Origin of the sequence: Mycobacterium sp. (assembly GCF_049647605.1) — a bacterium.
In the GTDB taxonomy this organism is placed as follows: domain Bacteria; phylum Actinomycetota; class Actinomycetes; order Mycobacteriales; family Mycobacteriaceae; genus Mycobacterium.
The window spans coordinates 33649-53765 of sequence record NZ_JBARXZ010000120.1 but is presented as its reverse complement, the minus strand read 5'-3'; the positions used below and the strand labels follow the sequence as shown (position 1 = coordinate 53765).

Here is a 20117-nt window from a genome sequence, read left to right as displayed (position 1 = left end):
ATGCCGTCAGCGCCGATCGAGTCGCCGGTCGCTCAGCTGCCCGCTGAGCTCAGCGGGAAATCGCCGAGCGGGTCACTCCCATTCGATGGTGCCCGGCGGCTTGCTGGTGATGTCAAGGACCACCCGATTGACCTCCGGAACCTCGTTGGTGATCCGCGTCGAGATCCGTTCCAGCACCTCATACGGCACCCGGGTCCAGTCCGCGGTCATGGCGTCCTCGCTGGACACCGGGCGCAGCACGATCGGGTGCCCGTAGGTGCGGCCGTCACCCTGCACGCCCACCGAGCGCACGTCGGCCAGCAGCACCACCGGGCACTGCCAGATATGGCTGTCCTGACCGGCGGCGGTCAGCTCCTCGCGGGCAATGGCGTCGGCCCGGCGCAGGGTGTCCAACCGCGGACCGGTGACCTCGCCGACGATCCGGATACCCAGACCCGGACCCGGGAACGGTTGGCGCCCAACGATTTCCTCCGGCAGTCCGAGTTCGCGACCAACGGCGCGCACCTCGTCCTTGAACAGCAACCGCAGCGGCTCGACGAGCTTGAACTTCAAGTCGTCGGGCAGACCGCCCACGTTGTGGTGGCTCTTGATGTTTGCGGTTCCGGTACCACCGCCGGATTCCACGACGTCGGGATACAACGTGCCCTGCACCAGGAAATCGACCTCCGGGCCGCCATCGGCGACCACGTCACGCACCGCGCCCTCGAACGCCCGGATGAACTCCCGGCCGATGATCTTGCGCTTGCCCTCCGGGTCGGTGACACCGGACAGGGCTTCGAGGAACCTGTCCTCCACATCCACGGTCACCAGGTTGGCTCCGGTGGACGCCACAAAATCGCGTTGCACCTGATCCCGTTCCCCGGAACGCAACAGGCCATGATCGACAAACACACAGGTCAGCCGGTCACCGATGGCGCGCTGCACCAGCGCCGCGGCCACCGCGGAGTCGACACCGCCGGACAGTCCGCAGATGGCACGACCCTCACCGATCTGAGACCGCACCTGCTCGATCAAGGTTTCGGCGATATTGGCCGCCGTCCACTTGGCACCGATCCCCGCGAACTCGTGCAGGAACCGGCTCAGCACCTGCTGGCCATGCGGGCTGTGCAGCACTTCGGGGTGGTACTGCACCCCGGCCAGCCGTCGTGCCCGGTTCTCGAAGCCCGCCACCGGCGCACCCTCGGAACTGGCGACGATCTCGAAACCTTCCGGCGCCTCGGTGACCGCGTCGCCATGGCTCATCCAGACCGGCTGCATCTCAGGCAAACCCGAATGCAACTCGCCGCCAACAACTTTCAGTTCGGTGCGGCCGTACTCACTGGTGCCGGTGTTCGCCACCGTCCCGCCGAGCGCCTGCGCCATCGCCTGGAAGCCATAACAGATACCGAACACCGGCACATCGAGGTCGAACAACGCGGGGTCCAGCTGCGGGGCGCCTTCGGCGTACACACTGGACGGGCCGCCCGACAGCACGATCGCCAGCGGATCCTTGGCCTTGATGTCCTCGACCGTCGCGGTGTGCGGAAGGACCTCGGAAAACACCCGCGCCTCACGCACGCGGCGGGCGATCAGCTGGGCGTACTGAGCACCGAAGTCGATGACCAGCACCGGGCGCGGTGACGAAGAGGAGTGAGCTGCCACCGGGACAGTCTAGTGACCCGAAAACCCTCCGACGATTCGAGAGGGATTCGAGAGGGAACTGGCGGACCGCGGGACCTTCTCCAGGTTTCCGAACCACCGGCCTTCGCCATCCCGACATACCGAGCGCCCCGATCGGGTAAGGGTGTAGTCGTGTTCGGATTACCCGAGAACGTACGAACCTGCCTGTTCGATCTCGACGGTGTGCTCACCGACACCGCCAGTGTGCACACCACGGCGTGGACCCGGATGTTCGACGCCTACCTACAGGCACGTTCCGGGGACGGCTACCTGCCTTTCGACCCCGACAGCGACTACCTCACCTACATCGACGGCAAGAAGCGCGACGACGGCGTGCGATCGTTTCTGACCAGCCGAGGTATCACCCTGCCCGACGGCCGACCCGACGACACCCCCGACGCCGAGACCGTGCACGGCCTCGGCAACCGCAAGAACGAGTTGTTCCAGCACACGCTGCACACCGAGGGGGTGATGGTCTTCGAAGGCTCACGCCGCTATCTCGAAGCCGTCAGCGCCGCCGGTTTTGCCGTCGCAGTGGTGTCGTCGAGTTCCAACACCGAGGAGGTGCTGGGCCTCACCGGGCTGGACCGATATGTCGACGTACGAGTCGACGGCGTGACCATGCGCCAGGAGAACCTCCCGGGCAAGCCGGCACCGGATTCGTTCCTGCGGGCCGCCCAACTGCTCGACACCCCGGCAGCAGCCGCCGCCGTCTACGAGGACGCGCTCGCCGGCGTCGAAGCCGGCCGGGCGGGTGACTTCGGCGTTGTCGTGGGAGTGGACCGCCGCCACCAGGCCGACGCGCTGCGTGCGCACGGCGCCGACATCGTCGTAGCCGATCTCGCCGAGCTGTTGAAGGAGCCCACCCCATGATCAGCCAGGACGTCTTCCCCGTCGAACCCTGGCAGATCCGGGAGACCCAACTCGATTTTGATCTGCTCGACGAGGCCGAGTCGCTGTTCGCGCTGTCCAACGGGCACCTCGGGTTACGCGGCAACCTCGACGAAGGCGAACCCCACGGCTTGCCGGGGACCTACTTGAACTCCTTCTTCGAGACCCGGCCACTGCCCTACGCGGAGGCCGGATTCGGCTATCCGGAGGCGGGCCAGACCCTGGTCAACGTCACCAACGGCAAGATCCTGCGACTGCTGGTCGACGACGAACCGTTCGACGTGCGCTACGGCGAACTGCTCGGCCACGAACGGGTCCTGGACCTCCAGTCGGGCACCCTGACCCGGGACGCGCACTGGCGCTCCCCCGCCGGCAAGCAGGTGAAGGTGCATTCGACACGGCTGGTTTCGCTGGTGCACCGCAGTGTCGCGGCCATCGAGTACATCGTCGAAGCAGTCGGCGAGTTCGTCCGTGTCACAGTGCAATCCGAACTGGTCACCAACGAGGACCAACCTCCGACCTCCGCTGACCCGCGGGTGTCCGCGGCGCTGAAAGATCCCTTGGAGCCCATCCACCACGAGCACACCGATCTCAGTGCGCTGCTGGTCCATCAGACCCGTGGCAGCAAGTTGATGATGGCGGCGGCGATGGACCACGACATCGACGTGCCGGGCCGGGTGGAAAGCAGCACCGACATCCACAAGGACGTGGCCCGCACCACCGTGATCTGCGGGCTCCGACCGGGCCAGAAGCTGCGCATCGTCAAATACCTGGCATACGGCTGGTCCAGTCTGCGGTCGCGCCCGGCGCTGCGCGATCAGGTCGCCGGCGCCATTGCCGGCGCCCGCTACGCCGGTTGGCAGGGGCTGCTGGATGCCCAGCGCGAATACCTCGATGCCTTCTGGGACGGTGCCGATGTCGAGGTCGAAGGTGACGCCGATGTCCAGCAGGCGGTGCGATTCGGCCTGTTCCACGTGCTGCAGGCCAGCGCCCGCGCCGAACGCCGGGCCATCCCGGGCAAGGGGTTGACGGGCAACGGCTATGACGGGCACGCCTTCTGGGACACCGAAGGTTTTGTGCTGCCGGTGCTCACCTACACGGTGCCGACGGCAGCCGCTGACGCGTTGCGCTGGCGGGCAACAACTCTCGACCTCGCCAAAGACCGTGCTCAACAGCTCGGCCTGAACGGCGCCGCATTCCCCTGGCGCACCATCAGCGGCGAGGAGTGTTCGGCGTACTGGCCGGCAGGTACCGCGGCCTGGCACGTCAACGCCGATATCGCCATGGCGTTCGAGCGCTACCGACTGGTCACCGGCGATGACTCGCTGGAACGGGACTGCGGTTTTGCCGTACTGGTCGAGACCGCGCGGCTGTGGATGTCGCTGGGGCACCACGACCGGCACGGGACCTGGCACCTCGACGGTGTCACCGGCCCCGACGAATACACCGCGGTGGTCCGCGACAACGTGTTCACGAATCTGATGGCCGCAGGTAATCTGCGGGGCGCCGCCCAGGCCTGTCTGCGACATCCCGATGCCGCACTGGATTTGGGCGTGACCAACGAGGAGACCGCTGCATGGCGTGACGCCGCCGACGCGGCGCACCTGCCCTTCGACGCCGAACTCGGTGTGCACCAACAGCACGACGGTTTCACCACGCTGCGTGAATGGGATTTCTGCGCCAACACCAGATACCCGCTGCTACTGAACGAGGCCTACGTCCGCCTCTATCCCGCCCAAGTGGTCAAACAGGCCGACCTGGTCCTGGCGATGCAATGGCAAAGCCACGCATTCACCGAGGAACAGAAGGCCCACAACGTCGACTACTACGAACGCCGGACCACTCGGGACTCGTCACTGTCTGCATGTACCCAGGCCGTGATGTGTGCCGACGTCGGACATCTCGAGCTCGCCCACGACTACACCTACGAAGCGGCGTTGATCGACCTGCGCAACCTGCACCACAACACCCGCGACGGCCTGCACATGGCGTCGCTGGCCGGCGGGTGGACGGCGCTGGTCGCCGGATTCGGTGGGCTCCGCGACGACGAGGGCTTCTTGTCACTGAACCCGCATCTACCCGACGGCATCAGCCGGCTGCGATTCCGGTTGAGCTGGCGTGGATTTCGCTTGACCGTGGACGTGACCCACCACCATGTGGCCTACACGCTGCGCGACGGACCCCACGGCGAGTTGACCATTCGCCACGCCGGTGAAGAACTCCACCTCGACACCGAGAAGCCGACAAGGGTGCGCGTCTTCCGCCGAGAACCGCTGCTGCCGACACCAAAACAACCGCCCGGTCGCGAACCGATGCGCAGACGGCTCAACGACCCGACCCGCTGAACTGCGGCCCGACCAGCGCCGAGGACCTCAGCCCGCCGAAGTCACCGGCTCGATAGGCAAGTGCCGCAACGCCGCCGGAGCGCTCTCGGGGACGACGGGGTGACGCGGCGCGACGGGTGCGAGCCGGCGGTAGGGCTGACCCTGGCTGGGCCGCTGGTCCTCTTCGCCCTTGTTGGGCCACAACGACGCCGCCCGCTCGGCCTGCGCGGTGATCGACAGTGACGGGTTGACCCCGAGATTCGCCGAGATCGCCGCCCCGTCTGCCACCGACAGGGTCGGATAGCCGTGCACCCGCTGATACGGGTCGATGACCCCGTGCTCGCGATCTTCGGCGATGGCGGCACCGCCGAGGAAGTGTGCGGTCAGCGGGATGTTGAACAGCTCACCCCAGGTGCCACCGGCCACGCCGTCGATCTTGGCGGCGATCCGACGGGTCACCTCATTGCCGGCCGGGATCCACGTCGGGTTCGGCTCGCCGTGGCCCTGTTTGCTGGTCATCCGACGGAACCCCAGACGGGTCTTGCGGGTATAGGTGGTGATCGAATTGTCCAGGTGCTGCATCACCAACGCGATCATGGTGCGCTCGCTCCACTGCCTCGGATTGAGCATCCGCAGCATCTGACGCGGGTTGTCACCGGCCTGGTCCAGCAGCTGCCGCCACCGCGGCACATCGGTACCACCGGGGCCGGAACCGTCGGTCATCAACGTCTGCAAGAGACCCATCGCATTGGACCCCTTGCCGTAACGCACCGGCTCGACATGGGTATCGGGTGTCGGGTGGATCGACGAGGTGATGGCCACGCCGTGAGTGAGGTCGAGATCCGGTCGCGCCTCGAGGCGGCCGGCACCGACGATCGATTCCGAATTGGTGCGGGTGAGCACTCCGAGCTGATCCGACAGGCCCGGCAGCCGACCGGTGTCACGCATCTTGAACAGCAGCTTCTGGGTACCGAACGTGCCGGCGGCCAGCACCACATCGGAGGCGGTGAAGGTGCGTTTGCGGCGACGGAGCGAGCTGCCGGTCCGCACGGTCTGCACCTCCCACAACCCGTCGCCCCGTTGCCTGAAACTGGTCACCGTCGTCATCGGATGCACCTGCGCCCCAGCAGATTCCGCGAGTCCCAGGTAGTTCTTCAGTAGCGTGTTCTTGGCGCCGAACCGGCAGCCCGTCATGCAGGAACCGCATTCGATGCAACCGGTGCGCTCGGGGCCGGCCCCGCCGAAATACGGGTCCGACACCCGCTTGCCCGGCGTCTTGGTGCCGTCGGGCCCGAAGAACACCCCGACCGGAGTGGGTACAAAGGTGTCGCCGACGCCCATGTCGTCGGCCACTTCTTTCATGATGCGGTCGGCATCGGTGAACGTGGGGTTGGTGACCACACCGAGCATGCGCTGGGCCTGCTCGTAGTGCGGCATCAACTCAGCGCGCCAGTCGGTGATCGACTTCCACTGCGGATCGTTGAAGAACTGCTCCGGCGGCACGTAGAGGGTGTTGGCGTAGTTCAGAGAACCACCGCCCACCCCGGCGCCGGCCAAGATCATCACGTTGCGCAACAAGTGGATGCGCTGGATTCCGAAGCAGCCGAACTGCGGCGCCCACAGGAACTTGCGCAGGTTCCAGGAGGTCTTGGCGAACTCTTCATCGGCGAAGCGCCTACCCGCTTCGAGCACACCGACGCGGTAGCCCTTCTCCGTCAGCCGCAACGCCGTGACGCTGCCGCCGAAGCCCGATCCGATGACCAGAACGTCGTAGTCCGGCGTCATTGAGCAATCAGGTGCCATGGGTCACATTATGAATCTACCCGCCGGTAACAAGCAAAGTTTTCTTCGGCGAGCAGTCACAAATTCGGGTGATCTCACGTCGCAGAGCCCGAGTTTGCGACTGCTCGGCGGGCAATCAGGAGCCGACCGCGAGACCGACCTTCTGGAATTCCTTGAGATCGCAGTAACCGGCCTTGGCCATCGAGCGCCGCAGTCCGCCGACCAGGTTCAGCGAGCCGAAGGGATCATCGGACGGGCCGTTGAGCACCTGCTCCAACGACGGCCGCTCCCCGGCGGCCACCTGCAGCAGCGCGCCGCGGGGCAACGACGGGTGCGCCGCGGCGGCCGGCCAGAACCAGCCGTCACCCTGCGCTTCGGCCGACGCCGCCAGCGGCGTGCCCAGCACCACCGCATCGGCGCCACAGGCGATCGCCTTGGCCAGCTCGCCGGAAGTGTGGATGTCGCCGTCGGCCAGCACGTGCACGTACCGGCCACCGGTCTCGTCGAGGTACTCGCGCCGCGCGGCGGCCGCATCGGCGATCGCCGTCGCCATCGGCACGCTGATGCCCAAAACCTCGTTGCTGGTGGTCACACCCCAGGTGGAGCCGTAGCCGACGATCACACCGGCCGCTCCGGTGCGCATCAGGTGCAGCGCGGTGCGATGGTCCAGGACACCGCCGGCCACCACCGGCACGTCGAGCTCGGAGATGAACTTCTTCAGATTCAGCGGCTCGCCATTGGACGCGACCCGTTCGGCAGAGATGATGCTGCCCTGGATGACCAACAAGTCGATACCGGCGGCCACCAGCGCCGGCGTCAGCTCCGCGGCGTGCTGTGGACTGACGCGCACCGCAGTGGTGACGCCCGCCTCCCGGATCCGCGTGACGGCGGCACCCAACAGCTCCGGATCCAGCGGCGCGGCGTGCAACTGCTGCAACAACCGCACCGATGCGGAGTCATCGTCGGCGGCTGCCGCAACTTCGACGACCTGCGCCACCTTGGCTTCCACATCGGCATGCCGACCGATCAGGCCTTCACCGTTGATCACGCCGAGCCCGCCGAGACGGCCCATCTCGATGGCGAACTCGGGCGACACCAGAGCGTCCGTGGCATGGCTGACCACCGGGATCTCGAACCGGTACGCGTCGAGCTGCCACGCCGTCGACACGTCCTTGCTCGACCGGGTGCGCCGTGACGGCACGATGTTGATGTCATCGAGTTCATAGGTACGGCGGGCAGTCCGGCCCATGCCGATCTCGACCATGTCACGCATCAGTGATGGACCCCTAGCGGGAGTAGTAGTTCGGGGCTTCGACGGTCATGGTGATGTCGTGCGGATGGCTCTCCTTGAGCCCCGCAGCGGTGATCCGCACGAATTGCGCCCGCTGCAAATGCTCGATGGACGACGACCCGGTGTAGCCCATTGCGGCCCGCAGACCACCGGTGAGCTGATGGATCACCGTGGACAGCGGGCCACGGAACGGTACCCGACCTTCGATACCTTCGGGCACCAATTTGTCCTCGGAAAGCACATCGTCCTGGAAGTAGCGGTCCTTGGAGAAGGACTTGCCCACGCCGCCCGCCGCGCCACGGCCCTGCATGGCGCCCAGTGATCCCATACCGCGGTAGCTCTTGAACTGCTTACCGTTGACCAGGATCAGGTCGCCGGGAGCCTCGGCGGTTCCGGCCAGCAGCGATCCCAGCATCGCGGTGGACGCGCCGGCCGCCAGGGCCTTGGCGATATCCCCGGAGTACTGCAGGCCACCGTCGGCGATGACCGGCACCCCGGCACGCCGGCAGACGGCGACGGCTTCCAGGATCGCGGTGATCTGCGGGGCGCCGACACCGGCGACCACCCGGGTGGTGCAGATCGAACCCGGTCCGACACCAACTTTGACCGCGTCGGCGCCGGCCTCGACCAGTGCGGCGGCGGCAGCCCGGGTGGCGACGTTGCCGCCCACCACCTCGACACGGTCACCGACCTCGGCCTTGAGCTTGCCGACCATCTCCAGGACCCGACGGTTGTGTGCGTGTGCGGTGTCGACGATGAGTACGTCGACACCGGCATCGGCCAACGCCATGGATCGCACCCAGGCGTCATCGCCGACACCCACGGCCGCACCGACCAGCAGCCGGCCGTCGCTGTCCTTGGTGGCAAAGGGATGCTGCTCGGTCTTGACGAAGTCCTTGACGGTGATCAGGCCCGTCAGCTTGCCGTTGCCGTCGACGATGGGCAGTTTCTCGATCTTGTGCCGCCGCAACAACCCCAGGGCGGCGTCAGCGGTGACTCCCTCGCGCGCGGTGATCAGCGGCGCCTTGGTCATCACCTCGTCGACGGGCTTGTTCTGGTCGACCTCGAAGCGCATGTCCCGGTTGGTGATGATGCCGACAAGAGAGCCTTTACCGTCGACCACCGGCAGCCCGGAGATCCGGAACCGGGCGCACAGCGCGTCCACCTCGGCCAGCGTGTTGTCCGGCGAGCAGGTCACCGGATCGGTCACCATCCCGGCCTCGGAGCGCTTCACGGTCTCCACCTGGGCGGCCTGCTCGGCCACCGGCAGGTTGCGGTGCAACACACCCATTCCGCCGGCACGGGCCATCGCGATCGCCATCCGGGACTCGGTCACGGTGTCCATCGCCGAGCTGACCAGCGGGACCCGCAACCGGATCTTCTTGGTGAGCTGACTGGATGTGTCGGCGGTCGCCGGGATGATGTCGGATGCCGCGGGCAGCAGCAGCACGTCATCGAACGTCAGACCGAGCATGGCGATCTTGTGCGGATCGTCGCCGCCGGTCGGCACGTAATCCTCGCTGAATCCGCGCACAGCAGCGGGCTCAGCAGAAGATGCGGTGACAAACGTTCCCTCGGCATCGGAAACAGGTCGAGCCATCAGTGGGGCCTCCAAGAAAAACAGTGCCTCCACGAACTATGCGGAGTGAAGTACCCATCCTATCGGCTCAGCACGGCGATCCGGACGGCGCGGTGACCCCTTCGGGTGTGCGCCGCGCAGGGGGTCATCAGCTAGCGCGATGCCGCGACGGCTGCGTACTGTAGAGGCGTGCGCGACCACCTTCCTCCGGGTTTGCCACCCGACCCCTTCGCCGATGACCCCGCCGACCCTTCGTCGGCCCTCGATGCGATCGAGCCAGGGCAACCTCTGGACCCGCAGGAGCGGACCGCGGTCGAAGCGGATCTGGCCGACCTTGCAGTGTATGAAGCACTGTTGGCGCACAAGGGAATTCGCGGTCTGGTGGTGTGCTGCGACGAATGCCAGCAAGACCACTACCACGACTGGGACATGTTGCGGGCAAACCTGCTGCAGCTCCTGATCGACGGCACGGTCCGCCCCCATGAGCCCGCTTACGATCCTGAACCGGATTCCTACGTCACGTGGGATTACTGCCGTGGCTACGCGGACGCCTCACTCAACGAGGCAGCATCCGAGAGTGACGGATATCGCTGACGGCGCAGCCGTCAGCTCAATTGACCTCCGGGATCGGCAGCTCGACCGGTCCGTCCGGCACCACGGTTGTGGTGGTCGGCGCAGTGACCGACGGCGCCTGACGCACTGACGTCGGAGCCTGCGCAGGCGTCGAAACCGTCTCGGTTTCTGCTTCCACCATCGTCGAACTCGGCACCGATGGCTCCGCCGCCGGCGCCTCGGCAGCCGGCGCCGGCAGAACCGTCGTTGTTGTCGTGGTCGTGACGGTCGGTGCCGTTGTCGTGGGTGCCGTTGTTGTCGGTGCCGCCGACGTCGTGGTTGTCGGTGCCGCCGACGTTGTGGTTGTCGGCACCGACGACGTCGGCTCGGTCACCGGGCTCGGCTCAGTTGTCGAACCCGGCTCGGTCGTCGGGCTCGGCTCGGCGGTCGGGCTCGGCTCAGTTGTCGAGCCCGGCTCGGTCGTCGGGCTGGGAGTCTCGCCCGAGGTCTCCCCCGGCGGCGTCGTCGTTTCCGACGGAGGAGTCGTCTCCTCCGAGGACGGGGTGGTCGGCGTCGTCGCCTCGACAACGGGGAGCGGCAACGTCAATGCCGGTTCACCTGGGGCCGGCGGCGGCAGCGTCGCGGCAGGATCGCGCGTCTCCACCTTCTTGTTCAGCTCGTACCACTCGTTGACAAGTTCCTGCTGACGCGTCGCGTCGCCGACATCGGCCACCGCAGTGGTGACGGTCTCCAGCTTCTGCTGCGCCTGTTCCCAGTCGCCCTGGTCGATCAGCCGCTGAACCTCTGCCATCTCGGTCTGAGCTGCCAGTGCCACCCGGTCGTCACGCACCGACTGTGGCTCACCGAACAACGCGGTCCGCACGCCGTACAGCGAATCACCCGGCCCGGCGCCGGCAACAACGGCACCGAAGCCGCCGATACACAGCACCGCAGCGGCGATCGAACCGACGGCGGCAAGATGCCTGCGGGTGCCCTTGTGCACGGAAGGTCGCGCTGCGACCCCACGCTGTATCGCCGCGGCAGCTTCACGTTCGTTGATCAGGTCGCCGGCCGGGGGCCGACGCACACCGTCACGCCACCCTTCGAGCAGCGCAAGAAGTTCCGCTTCCCCGGCGTCACCTGCGCGTACCCGCTGCTGACCACCGGCCAAGGCGTCGAGTAGCTGGTCGCTGCGTGCGATGTCATCGAGGGATTCGGGGTCGCGTGCCCGTCCAAAATCGGCGCCTGAGCCCCGTCCGAAATCAGGCATAGTCGTATCCCGTCGCCGTGATCTCGGTCTTCAGCCGCGCCAATGCCCGGTGCTGCGCAACACGGACCGCACCGGCGGTGCTACCCACGGCCTCGGCGACCTCTTCGGCGGACATCCCGACCACCACACGCAGGATCAGGATCTCGCGTTGCTTCTCCGGGAGGATCTTGAGCAGCGCCTCCATCCGGGCGGCCGCATCGGAGTTCATGGCCAGCTGTTCGGGGCCGGCGTCGACACTGAATCGCTCCGGCACCACCTCGGTGGGGTCAGACTTGTTCCGGCCTGCCGCACGATGTGCGTCAGCTACCTTGTGCGCTGCGATGCCATACACGAAGGCCAGGAACGGTCGTCCCTGATCCTGGTACCGCGGCAACGCCATCATGGCGGCCAAGCACACCTCCTGAGCCACGTCATCAGCTGAGAGACCGCTGCGCTCCGCGATCCCGATGCGAGCCCGTACGTAACGGACCACAATGGGGCGGATGGTCTCCAGCACTTCCCGGAGCGCATTCCGATCGCCGGCCACTGCCTCAGCAACGACAGCGTCGAGACGTTCTCCTGGAATTGTCATCGACGGCGGTATCTCCAACGTTACGAACCGGACCTGAGAACCGGGCTAGCGCGGCTGATTGGCTCAGCTAAACAATAGCGACCGCTCCTCCGATGGGACGCCCCGCAGCCGTCGGGGCGTCGGCGCGTCGCCGTAATTCCCCGCTCAACCGGCGAAGACACCGCCGCGCTGCCGGATCTCCTGGGCGGCCTGATGCCGGATTTCGGCGATCTCACCCGCAGAGCGCTGCGCGCTGCCGATACCGCCGAGCAGACTGGAGACCGCCCAGGACAACGGCACCAAGCCGCTTGACGCGGTGGACGTCAGCGCAAGGTCCGCCACGGCACGCGCGTCGCCGAGTTCACCGGCACTGCACTGGGCGGCTGCCAACACCACTTCACTCTTGAGCCGGTGCCGCAGCGAGCTCAGGCCGGTGGCGAGCTCGACACCGCGACGGGCGTGCCGCACCGCCTCGGCACCCTCGCCCATCACCATCGCCAATTCGGCGCTGACCCAGGCCACCCTGACGGGATGCCGGGCCGGCCCCCCTTCGAGGCGATCGGCTTCGGCGAGCAAGCGGGCCGCCACTGCGAACCTCCCGACACCCAGCGCGTCGGCGGCCAGGCCCACCAGCGCGTCGCCGCGGGCCTCGGGGTCCTCCCCGGAAAGCCGCAGCGCAACGCTGTCCCAGTGTCGGGCCCGGTCATGCCAGCCCAGCTGGCGCAACAGCGACGCGGTGGTGCTGTAGGCCAGAGATGCCGGCGGACCGTGCTGTGGCAGCTGTCGACGCAGGTGCGCCAGGTCGGTGTGAGCGCTGGCGTAGCGCCCCTGCCCACCCGCGGCCACTGCTCGCAACCAGAGTTGGACCGGCGTCTTCGCCGGCGGCAGCGGCCACATTGGCACCGCGTCACCGAACGCCGCTTGCTGCAGCGCCTCCTGAGATGACGAGCTCTCGGATTGCGAGGTCACCGTCGGCACGGTACCAATCCTGGGGACTGGATTTTTTACGTCGGCGATGGTTAACAGTTTGTCGTCGGGAAGTTACCGGGAGATCAACTACCGAGCGGGCGCTAGAAATTCAAAGCCCGCCGAGCTCCGATCCGAACTGCTGTTTTGTCCGATCGTCGGCAACATCCGGCAGGCCAGTACCACACATTGCGCCGCCCAGCACGTCTACGGATGAACGCGGTGTTAATTCTCGCGCCGCGACTATGCGGTTAAGCACATCTTCAGGCTATTGACGGAGTTTCCTAAGCACACCTACTTTGTCCTCACGGGTAGTCATCGGCGACAGCGCTCGGATCGGTTCCACAACTCTCGCGATGTCCAAAAGTGCGCGGAGAGAGGGGTTTTCCAAATGCCACAGCCGCAGCAGTTACCTGGCCCCAACGCAGACATCTGGGATTGGCAGATGCACGGACTTTGCCGGGGCGTCGATTCCTCGGTGTTCTTCCACCCCGATGGGGAGCGTGGCCGGGCCCGGTCCCAGCGGGAAATGCGCGCCAAGGAAATGTGCCGGCGCTGCCCCGTGATCACCCAATGCCGTTCACATGCCCTCGGCGTCGGTGAGCCTTACGGGATCTGGGGCGGACTCTCGGAGTCCGAGCGCGAAATGTTGCTGAAACGCGGTATCCGCCGCACGGCCTGATCACCTTCGAGGACACAACACCCGACTTCAGCGTGAGCCCGGGTGTTGTTGTTTGTACGGTCGTCGCCTGCGCGGTGTCTCACCCCCGAGTTTCCGGATCGGACACCGCTGCCGGTTCCTCATCATTTTTGTCGGCGCCGTTGCTGTCTGCGTTGTTGGTGGCGTCTTTGGCGGCCGCAACCGGCGAACGCTGCCGACCGCCGAGCAAGCGGGTCAGGCCGTAGCAGAGGACAGCCACGACACCCAGGACAGCAAGCCAGGGCAACGCCAGCCCGAAGAGCAGAACACCGCTGCCGATCACCGAGATCAGGCCGTCCCAGCCTCGGTGGATCTGCCCCGAGAATCCTTGGTACTGCTGCGGCGCCGGGCCGCCGATACGTTCGGCGGTGAAGGTGACGTTGACAGTGCTGTAGTCGACGCGATCGCCGAGCGCTTCTCGCTGCGCCCGCAGACTGTCCAGATCGGCCTGCCGCTGCGACAGCGCGTTTTCGGCGGAGATCAGCGCTTCGGGATCGCGCGCATCATTCATGATCGCCAGCAGCCGGTCCACCGAGGTCTGCAGCGCCCGGATGCGTGCGTCGAGATCAACACGCTGCGCCGTCACATCCTCGGAGGTGGTCTCGGCGTATTCGACGGTGCCCAGATCCTTGAGGTCACGCACCACCCCGTCGAGTTCAGCAACGGGGACCCGCAGCACGATCATGGTGAGCGCCCGGCCGGTTCCCGAACCGGCATCTTCGGTGCGGCTGTCGACCCTACCTCCGACGTCTTCGACCAGCACCGCGGCGTCGTCGGCGGCCTTGGACGAATCGGCGACGGTGATCCGCATCGTCGCGGTCTTGACGACGTCCCGTTTCTCGAACGGAACCTGCCCAGGGACGTTCTGCGGCATCGGCGCGGCGGCGGCGACACTGCTGTCGGCGACCCTGCTCTCGCCAACACCGCCGCCGGCTCCGCTGGATTCGGGTGAATCGGAGCCACCGGCACACGCCGTCAGCGCTCCGAGCACAGCGATTGCAGCGACCAGTTGAGCCCACCTCTGTCTCATACCGGCAACTTAGCTGTTCGGCCCGTCTGGATGGGAGTACTGCACCCTGCCGGTGCTGCATCGATATCACTACGTTTCGAACCATGACCACAATTCGATGGACCACCAGGGCGCTGGCCGCCGCATTGGGAACAGTCGCCGCCTTCGGCGCAGGCGCCACCGCGCACGCCGCACCCACCACGGATGTCGAACAACGCAACGTCCAACTGATTCAAGAGGCATTCGCGCGCGGTGTCGGCGCGGACGACACCTTTTACGCGATCCTGGCCGACGACGTGCAGTGGACGGTGGCCCGCGCGGACACGCCGTCGACGTACACCGGCCGACAAGACTTCCTCGACAATGGCGCCGCACCCATCGTGGATCGGCTGAACGGCGAAATCCGAGCCCAGGTACAGGAATTGGTCGCCGACGACAATCAGGTGGCGGCCCGCTGGCACGGCACCGCAACGGCACGAGACGGCCAGCCCTACGTCAACGAGTACGCCTGGTTCATGACCATGGAGAACGAGCGGGTGACCCGGGTGGTGGCCTACCTCGATCTTGTTGCGCTCAATGACCTGATCGAACGGGTACCGGTGTGAGACCTTCTGCAGTGAGGTGAACACCTTCCGCCCCTGCGGATCTCGGGGACCGCTTGTCGCCGAAGCGAATCCGTGAGGCCGCATTCAACATGCGCGATACTGCGAAAACATCCACGGGCCAACGGAAGTGGTCCCCGGAAGCCAGGCTCTGAGGCCATGACTGGCCGCGCGAACTGGGCAACAGCTAGTTCCTCAACACCTCCGACAGCTCAGTGCGCATGTCGTGGAGCTGCTTTTCCATGTAGAACGCGTTAAACAGCGACAGCGCCAACAGCACGACGGCAAGCCCGCGTACCCACTTCGCGGCACCCATGAAAAATGCGACAGCCGTATCGGCTCCCACCACCCCCACGCCTGTCCACACCGGGCCGGTACCCGTCAACAGGCTCACCGATTGCATCGACATCACGAGCCCAATGACGACAAGCACACAGATGCCGATGGCAACGGGCAGTCTGGCGCAGCGGGAGGCAGAGCGCCAGGCCGACGAAGTGGCCGCGATGTCGACGGCGGACATGATCCGCTCGATGCTCGCCGAAGATCACGCCCGCAGGGTGCCTCAGACTGCGACAGGCACCACCCCCATACGGGCACGGACTACGACTCTGACAGATCCGCTACCGCTCAACGGCCCGCGACTGCAGCAGGCAGCCGAGGCCATACTCCGGTGACCCGCCGGCGAAGATTCTTCGGTCGGCCTTAGTCTGCGGCGCGACCCGCTATAAATAGCTCGGCCTCCGCAGCCTCAGGGTCGGCGGGGTTCTGGTCCTGGCAGTAGGTCAAGTACCGCTCATACAGGGTGCTCGGCCAGTCAGCATTGTCAGCCTTGGGACCGAATACACCTCGGGCTCGAAGCTCGGTCGCGACTCGCTTATCCAGGATCAATGGACGCAGCCCGGTCACCGCTGAGTTCTGGTAGCCGATGAAGAACAGGAACTTCGTGAAGTAAGCCGGACCCATGAACTTGGTCTGAGCCTCACCGCCGCGCAGCATTGACTGGTACGCGGCCACCGCGCCGTCACTCTCCAGGATTGAAGCCGACTTTCGCAGGTTGTCCTCTACGGTGTCTGCGTTGGTGGTGAAGGCGCGCACGAGGCGCCCAATGGAGTAGGCGTTCTCCCCCAGGCCCCAGACATACGCCGCGACAGCCGTGTGCAGTTCGCGGTGTTCGGATTCAGTGGCGGCCAGGGCGAATACATCGCTACGTGAGAACCAGCGATACCCGTTGTTGTCTATTTCCGGCTGATCCAGTTGCGTTGGCCAGAAGTAACTCAACTCTCCTGTGAAGTATCGCGTCCACCACTCCGACCGATACTTTGCCCAGTCGTCGTAGGCCCGTACGTCATCCCCCGTGACAGTATGAGCGGAGTACGCAGCAACGCACCGACGCTTCGCAGCAAGATCAACCTGCGGTGTCGCTAGGCCAGCGCCTGCACCCTGGGCATCACCCCTATGAACGTGAAGGACTTCGACGCGGGTGAAGAACTCGTCGGCGATGTCGACATCGGCCAGCTCGATACGGCTGCTGTCGACGGGGTGGTGCCAGTCGTGGTCGCTCACGCGCCGAGGCAGATGTCAGAGCACCACGCCGGGACGATCTCGTACGGCCACGCGATCAACTGGCCGGCCTGAGTACCGTCTGCGTTGACTGGTCCGCAGATCTCGCTTCCATATGTGACGTAGGAGAAACCGTGCTCGTCTTCCTCGATCTGGGCTGCGGCAACAGCAGGTGATGCCCCGACGGTTGCAACGAGAGCGATTGCAACAGAGGCGATTAAGCGATTCATCTGAGTTCCTTCGGTGGCGGTGGGGGTGTTCCCGGCTGGGACGGCAAGACCCCGACACAGTCGAGAGACCCCTGCCAACGGCTGAGGTACTCAGATGTCCTGTGCTGCAACAACAGTGGATCGCAAAGGCGAATGGGGAGGCAGGGTGCAAACGCCAGCTCCGAGCGAGCGACATCCCGGACGGCGCTGCCTACCAACTACCAAGCGACATCGCACAGTGGCCCCCTCAGCGATGACGCAGCGACCACCACACGTATGTCCAGGCGGCAGACCAGAGGAAGAGGAATCCGTGGATGTTCGACTGAGCCTCGGATAGGACGTACCCCAGCCCGAAGAACGCCGTCGGCAAGGCCGAGAGCACCGCCAGCATGACGAAGAAGGCGTTGAGCTTCGGCTTGGTATCAGGAGTTGGCGGGGCGTCCCGCCAAGTCGTTCCATCCCAGTAGCGGAAGCTTCCGTCCCCTTTCGGATACCACCCTGGCACTGGCGACGACTGAGTCATGCTGGATTCCCCCTGTGAACTTGTTGTTCGTCGTGCTCGGGGGAGAATAGCAAGCTGCTCAGACAGGCGCGGCCGGGACGACACTGACCAACTCGACAAAGGCGCATGCACGTGATCGGCGCAGACGACGTGGCGCAGTTGCGCCGAATCCTGCTGACTCACGACTAAGCACGGATGCTGGCGAACCAGCAGAGGGACCGGAGCCGCTTGGGCGAATCCGGTCCCCCTGCAGGATTGCTACGCGGCGTTGACCACCTGGTACTCGAAGCTCGCACGACCGGGGAGGCCGCCAAAGTCGATCACCAGATGCCAGTGGCCGGAATGCGGAACCTGGATTGACACCGGCGACCGCCGCGCGTGGCCACCGTAGCCAGTAGCTCGCTGACCGAACTTGAATGCTCGAAAGTTCGAGCTGTCGAAGATCCGTACATTAGGCCCGCCACCACGGATGGCGACGTGAACAACAGATCCAGCGGAGAGGCTGCCAAGGTCGGCAGTGGAGAATTGCATGGTTTCTTCCCACGACAGCACTCGTTGCCGCCCGCCACAACCTGGTGGATTCCCGTTCTTTGGACGGACCCAGGCGGTTGAGCTACAGTCGGCAGCGCATCTAGGCAATGCAACCAACTGAGACCCCAACCGGGTGGACAACCTCCCGCGTTGGGATTTCGGCGCTGTCGCGCTTCAGACACTACCCCTAGTGGCCGACGACGCGAAGTGGCACAAGATGTGCCGCGCCCCATTTTCGCGGCACCCAACCCACCTCAATCGAGGCAAACGGGACAAACAAGCAGGTAGCAACATCAACAAGCACCCATTCTAAGTTTTTCGCTTAGAACATACGTTCGGGCGTGTCGCCATTCAGCTTTGCTGAAAACAGACGCTAGCGACGAGAACGCCCCCGGCCTCACGGCCGGGGGCGTCTTCGAACTGCAGAACTACGAACTAGTGAGCGTGGCCGTGATGGCCGTGCCCGTGTCCGTCATCCTCGACCGGAGCCGGCTTGTCGACAACAGCGGTCTCGGTGGTCAGGATCATCCGCGCCACCGAAGCGGCGTTGAGGACCGCAGAGCGGGTCACCTTCACCGGGTCGATCACGCCGTCGGCCACCAAGTCGCCGTAGACCAGGGTGGCGGCGTTGAAGCCGTGGTTGGCCGGCAGCTCGGAGACCTTGTTGACCACGACGGCACCGTCGAGACCAGCGTTGGCCGCAATCCAGAACAGCGGAGCCGACAGCGCCGAGGCGAAGACGTCGACACCGACGGCCTCGTCACCGGACAGCGACGCCCGCAGTTCCTTGAGGACCGCACCGGCCTGCAGCAGAGCAGAACCGCCACCGGCGACGATGCCCTCTTCGACCGCAGCCTTGGCCGCCGCCACCGCGTCCTCGACACGGTGCTTGCGCTCCTTGAGCGCGGTCTCGGTGGCAGCGCCGACCTTGATGACGGCCACGCCGCCGGCCAGCTTCGCGAGGCGCTCTTCGAGCTTCTCGCGATCCCAGTCGGAGTCGGTGGACTCGATCTCGGCACGCAGCTGCGAGACGCGACCGGCCAGGGCCTCCTTGGTTCCGCCGCCGTCGACGATCACGGTGGAGTCCTTGCTGACCACAACGCGACGGGCGGTGCCCAGCACGTCCAGGCCCGCTTCGCGCAGCACCAGACCGACGTCGGGGTTGATGACCTGTCCGCCGGTGACGATGGCAAGGTCCTCGAGGAACGCCTTGCGGCGGTCACCGAAGAACGGCGCCTTGACGGCGACGGCCTTGAGCGTCTTGCGGATGGAGTTGACCACCAGGGTGGACAGCGCCTCGCCTTCGACGTCCTCGGCGATGATCAGCAGTGGCTTGCCTGCCTCGGCCACCTTTTCCAGCAGCGGCAGCAGGTCCGGAAGCGAGCTGACCTTGTCGCGGTGCAGCAGCACCACCGCGTCCTCGAGCACAGCTTCCTGCGAGTCGAAGTCGGTGACGAAGTAGGCCGACAGGAATCCCTTGTCGAAGCCCACCCCCTCGGTGACCTCGAGCTCGGTGCTCAGTGTCGAGGATTCCTCGACAGTGACGACACCGTCGCTACCAACCTTGGTCATGGCCTCGCCGACCAGCTCGCCCACTTCTTCGTCCCGCGAAGAGACGGTGGCGACCTGTGCGATCGAGGTCTTGCCCGACACCGGGGTGGCGGCAGCCAGCAAAGCCTCGGAGACCGCGTCAGCGGCCTTGCCGATGCCCAGGCCGAGCGCGATCGGGTTGGCACCAGCCGCCACATTGCGCAGACCGGCCTTGACCAGTGCCTGCGCCAGAACGGTAGCGGTGGTGGTGCCGTCGCCGGCAACATCGTTGGTCTTGGTGGCAACCGACTTGACCAGCTGGGCACCCAAGTTCTCGAACGGGTCCTCCAGGTCGATCTCACGGGCGATCGTCACACCGTCGTTGGTGACGACCGGGCCGCCGAACGCCTTGGCGAGCACCACGTGCCGGCCGCGGGGGCCGAGGGTCACCTTCACGGCGTCGGCAAGCTTGTCGACACCTGCCTCCAGGGCGCGACGCGCAGTTTCGTTGAATTCGATCTGCTTACTCATAGGTCTTTCCCTTGAATACGCGCGCCGCCCCGGACATCCACCGCACACAGGGTGCGGGGATAGCCGGGGCGGTCACGGT

The 20117-nt window shown here is 65.8% G+C and carries 19 protein-coding genes; 5 read left to right on the top strand and 14 right to left on the bottom strand.

What is annotated here, in order from left to right; genetic code table 11:
• Positions 1-72: 72 nt before the first annotated feature.
• On the bottom strand, positions 73-1641 hold the full coding sequence (gene guaA, locus WBB07_RS15960; protein WP_526309349.1) for a glutamine-hydrolyzing GMP synthase: 1569 nt from the start codon (positions 1639-1641) through the stop codon (positions 73-75).
• 150 nt (positions 1642-1791) lie between these two features.
• Here guaA and WBB07_RS15955 point away from each other — a divergent pair, with 150 nt between their 5' ends.
• On the top strand, positions 1792-2532 hold the full coding sequence (locus WBB07_RS15955) for a beta-phosphoglucomutase family hydrolase (protein WP_526309347.1): 741 nt from the start codon (positions 1792-1794) through the stop codon (positions 2530-2532).
• Positions 2529-4895, top strand: coding sequence for a glycosyl hydrolase family 65 domain-containing protein (locus WBB07_RS15950; RefSeq protein ID WP_526309345.1), 2367 nt, complete (start codon positions 2529-2531; stop codon positions 4893-4895). The genes WBB07_RS15955 and WBB07_RS15950 overlap by 4 nt, the downstream gene beginning before the upstream one ends.
• Before the next feature lie 27 nt (positions 4896-4922).
• Here the strand turns inward: WBB07_RS15950 and WBB07_RS15945 are convergent, their stop codons facing one another.
• From WBB07_RS15945 to guaB, 3 genes are all read right to left on the bottom strand, one after another.
• Positions 4923-6659, bottom strand: coding sequence for a GMC oxidoreductase (locus WBB07_RS15945; RefSeq protein ID WP_526309407.1), 1737 nt, complete (start codon positions 6657-6659; stop codon positions 4923-4925).
• A 133-nt stretch (positions 6660-6792) separates the two neighbouring features.
• On the bottom strand, positions 6793-7920 hold the full coding sequence (locus WBB07_RS15940) for a GuaB3 family IMP dehydrogenase-related protein (protein WP_526309406.1): 1128 nt from the start codon (positions 7918-7920) through the stop codon (positions 6793-6795).
• A gap of 22 nt (positions 7921-7942) precedes the next feature.
• Complete coding sequence (guaB, locus tag WBB07_RS15935) at positions 7943-9421, bottom strand: IMP dehydrogenase (protein ID WP_526309405.1); 1479 nt, start codon at positions 9419-9421, stop codon at positions 7943-7945.
• A gap of 294 nt (positions 9422-9715) precedes the next feature.
• Between guaB and WBB07_RS15930 the strand changes: the two genes are divergently transcribed.
• Entirely contained in the window at positions 9716-10120 is a 405-nt protein-coding gene (locus WBB07_RS15930; protein WP_526309343.1) for a DUF5319 family protein, read from the top strand.
• Between the two features lie 16 nt (positions 10121-10136).
• Here the strand turns inward: WBB07_RS15930 and WBB07_RS15925 are convergent, their stop codons facing one another.
• The 3 genes from WBB07_RS15925 to WBB07_RS15915 form a co-directional block, all read right to left on the bottom strand.
• A complete protein-coding gene (locus WBB07_RS15925; protein WP_526309341.1) occupies positions 10137-11348 on the bottom strand; it encodes an anti-sigma-D factor RsdA in 1212 nt (403 codons plus the stop codon).
• A complete protein-coding gene (locus tag WBB07_RS15920; protein ID WP_526309339.1) occupies positions 11341-11919 on the bottom strand; it encodes an RNA polymerase sigma factor in 579 nt (192 codons plus the stop codon). Before WBB07_RS15920 ends, WBB07_RS15925 begins: the two co-directional genes overlap by 8 nt.
• Before the next feature lie 144 nt (positions 11920-12063).
• A complete protein-coding gene (locus tag WBB07_RS15915; RefSeq protein ID WP_526309404.1) occupies positions 12064-12828 on the bottom strand; it encodes a hypothetical protein in 765 nt (254 codons plus the stop codon).
• Between the two features lie 427 nt (positions 12829-13255).
• On the opposite strand from WBB07_RS15915, the gene WBB07_RS15910 reads away from it, so the two are divergent.
• Positions 13256-13546 carry a WhiB family transcriptional regulator gene (locus WBB07_RS15910; RefSeq protein WP_526309337.1) on the top strand — a complete coding sequence of 97 codons (291 nt, stop codon included), beginning with the start codon at positions 13256-13258 and terminating at the stop codon, positions 13544-13546.
• Between the two features lie 79 nt (positions 13547-13625).
• Here WBB07_RS15910 and WBB07_RS15905 read toward each other — a convergent pair whose 3' ends face one another.
• Positions 13626-14594: a DUF4349 domain-containing protein gene (locus tag WBB07_RS15905; protein WP_526309335.1), complete on the bottom strand. Its 969-nt coding sequence runs from the start codon at positions 14592-14594 to the stop codon at positions 13626-13628.
• Positions 14595-14677: 83 nt separating this feature from the next.
• On the opposite strand from WBB07_RS15905, the gene WBB07_RS15900 reads away from it, so the two are divergent.
• Complete coding sequence (locus tag WBB07_RS15900) at positions 14678-15178, top strand: nuclear transport factor 2 family protein (RefSeq protein ID WP_526309333.1); 501 nt, start codon at positions 14678-14680, stop codon at positions 15176-15178.
• 184 nt (positions 15179-15362) lie between these two features.
• Here the strand turns inward: WBB07_RS15900 and WBB07_RS15895 are convergent, their stop codons facing one another.
• The 6 genes from WBB07_RS15895 to groL form a co-directional block, all read right to left on the bottom strand.
• Positions 15363-15695 carry a hypothetical protein gene (locus WBB07_RS15895; protein WP_526309331.1) on the bottom strand — a complete coding sequence of 111 codons (333 nt, stop codon included), beginning with the start codon at positions 15693-15695 and terminating at the stop codon, positions 15363-15365.
• Between the two features lie 182 nt (positions 15696-15877).
• The gene (locus tag WBB07_RS15890; protein WP_526309329.1) at positions 15878-16738 is read right to left on the bottom strand and encodes an 8-oxoguanine DNA glycosylase OGG fold protein; all 861 of its coding nucleotides are present in this window, start codon (positions 16736-16738) and stop codon (positions 15878-15880) included.
• Complete coding sequence (locus WBB07_RS15885; RefSeq protein ID WP_526309327.1) at positions 16735-16965, bottom strand: hypothetical protein; 231 nt, start codon at positions 16963-16965, stop codon at positions 16735-16737. Before WBB07_RS15885 ends, WBB07_RS15890 begins: the two co-directional genes overlap by 4 nt.
• A gap of 226 nt (positions 16966-17191) precedes the next feature.
• Positions 17192-17467, bottom strand: a complete 276-nt coding sequence (locus tag WBB07_RS15880; RefSeq protein ID WP_526309325.1) for a hypothetical protein — start codon at positions 17465-17467, stop codon at positions 17192-17194.
• Positions 17468-17704: 237 nt separating this feature from the next.
• Positions 17705-17977 (bottom strand): DUF1883 domain-containing protein, encoded by a 273-nt coding sequence (locus tag WBB07_RS15875; protein WP_526309403.1) that lies wholly within the window; start codon positions 17975-17977, stop codon positions 17705-17707.
• Positions 17978-18412: 435 nt separating this feature from the next.
• On the bottom strand, positions 18413-20038 hold the full coding sequence (gene groL / locus WBB07_RS15870; RefSeq protein ID WP_526309323.1) for a chaperonin GroEL: 1626 nt from the start codon (positions 20036-20038) through the stop codon (positions 18413-18415).
• Between the last annotated feature and the right edge of the window lie 79 nt (positions 20039-20117).